This is a genomic window from Massilia sp. Bi118 (assembly GCF_918697865.1).
In the GTDB taxonomy this organism is placed as follows: Bacteria; Pseudomonadota; Gammaproteobacteria; order Burkholderiales; family Burkholderiaceae_D; genus Telluria.
In genome coordinates this window covers 1-1,229 of sequence record NZ_CAKKMV010000045.1, presented here as the reverse complement: position 1 = coordinate 1,229, position 1,229 = coordinate 1, and the positions used below count along the sequence as shown (strand labels likewise).

General features: G+C 53.7%; 1 protein-coding gene. It reads right to left on the bottom strand.

Features of this window, described 5'->3' with window-relative positions; genetic code table 11:
• Nucleotides 1-36: 36 nt before the first annotated feature.
• Nucleotides 37-1,229: IS4 family transposase (locus tag LQV39_RS26300; protein ID WP_230030141.1), on the bottom strand; the 1,193-nt coding region annotated here is incomplete at its 5' end.

Sequence of the window (1,229 nt, the reverse complement as noted above, 5' to 3'; positions counted from 1 at the left end):
GCGCACTGCTGTCCAAGATAGTTCGTTACCTCTTCGTTAAAGTCTACGTCGCTGTCTCGGTTGTAGTGTCCGGGCCTTTTTTCGACACGTTCGAAAAGGCTCGGGGTCGACAACAGGTGGCTCGAAGAGCGTGGCAATGATCAGGCTGAGGGAATGCCAAAGTGTGTGCCTGACTCGATGCGCTTTCTTGTACAAAGCGACGAGAAGATAAGCAATCAAAGCTGACACAACTTGAATATGGACGGCATTGCGACTACGGCCGAAGAACGCCTTGATCTTCAAATGCTGCTTCAGCCATTTAAAAAATAGCTCGATTTCCCAGCGTTCTTTGTAGCGCTGGCCGATCTCCAGTGCGGTGCTATGGAGGTCGTTTGTAACAAGTACGAGGGACGTGGGCTTGTCGAGGCGACGCAATGTCACACGACGCAGCACTTTGGTGTAGTGATTCACACGCCCTTTCGTCAATTGCCTATGCTTGAAGCGCACAAGTTCATCGGCCAGGACGATGCTTTGTGCCTCTTCGGGAATGGGCAAGTCTTCTCCCCATTCGATGCCGGCGTTGCTCTTGATCCGAGTGACAAAGCGTGCGCCAACCTCATCGATCTTCGCCCACCAGTTGTAGTCGCAGTAGCCTTTATCGAACACATACAACGCCTTGCGTTGCAAGGGGACTTGCCGAGCTTGGGTTACATCGTTGACGTTGGGATCGCTAAAATCGTGCCACAGCGGTGCATGGGTTTTCGCATCCAAAAGGACATGCAGTTTGATGCCCTGGGTATTGCGGTTGCGGTTTTCCAGCGTCCAGCTGTCGAAACCTCGCCCTGTGAGCGTGATCGAAGTCGAGTCCAGCAAACATATCAACGCCGACGCATCCTGACGTAGCTTGCGCGACACTTGACCCATCAGCCAAGCGGCAGTGTCATCGAATACTACTGCCGAACGCCGTTTGCTCGCCCATGCCAAGGTACTCCGATGGACATCACCGGTGCGCAGTTGGTCGTGGTACAGAGCATGGCTATTGAAACCCAGTTCAATAGTTCGCAAACTGGGCGCCCCGCTCAGCTGCGCATACACCATCGCCAGCAAGTGATCCCAGTGGCGAAAGCGCTTGCACCCCTTGTCCGCGTTGTGTCGCTCGACACAACGATTGAACACAGCGCGTGGAAGACCCTTTAAAAGCGCCTGGAAAGTGGTTATCGTAGACATGGTTGCAGGTTTAGGTTGTGAGC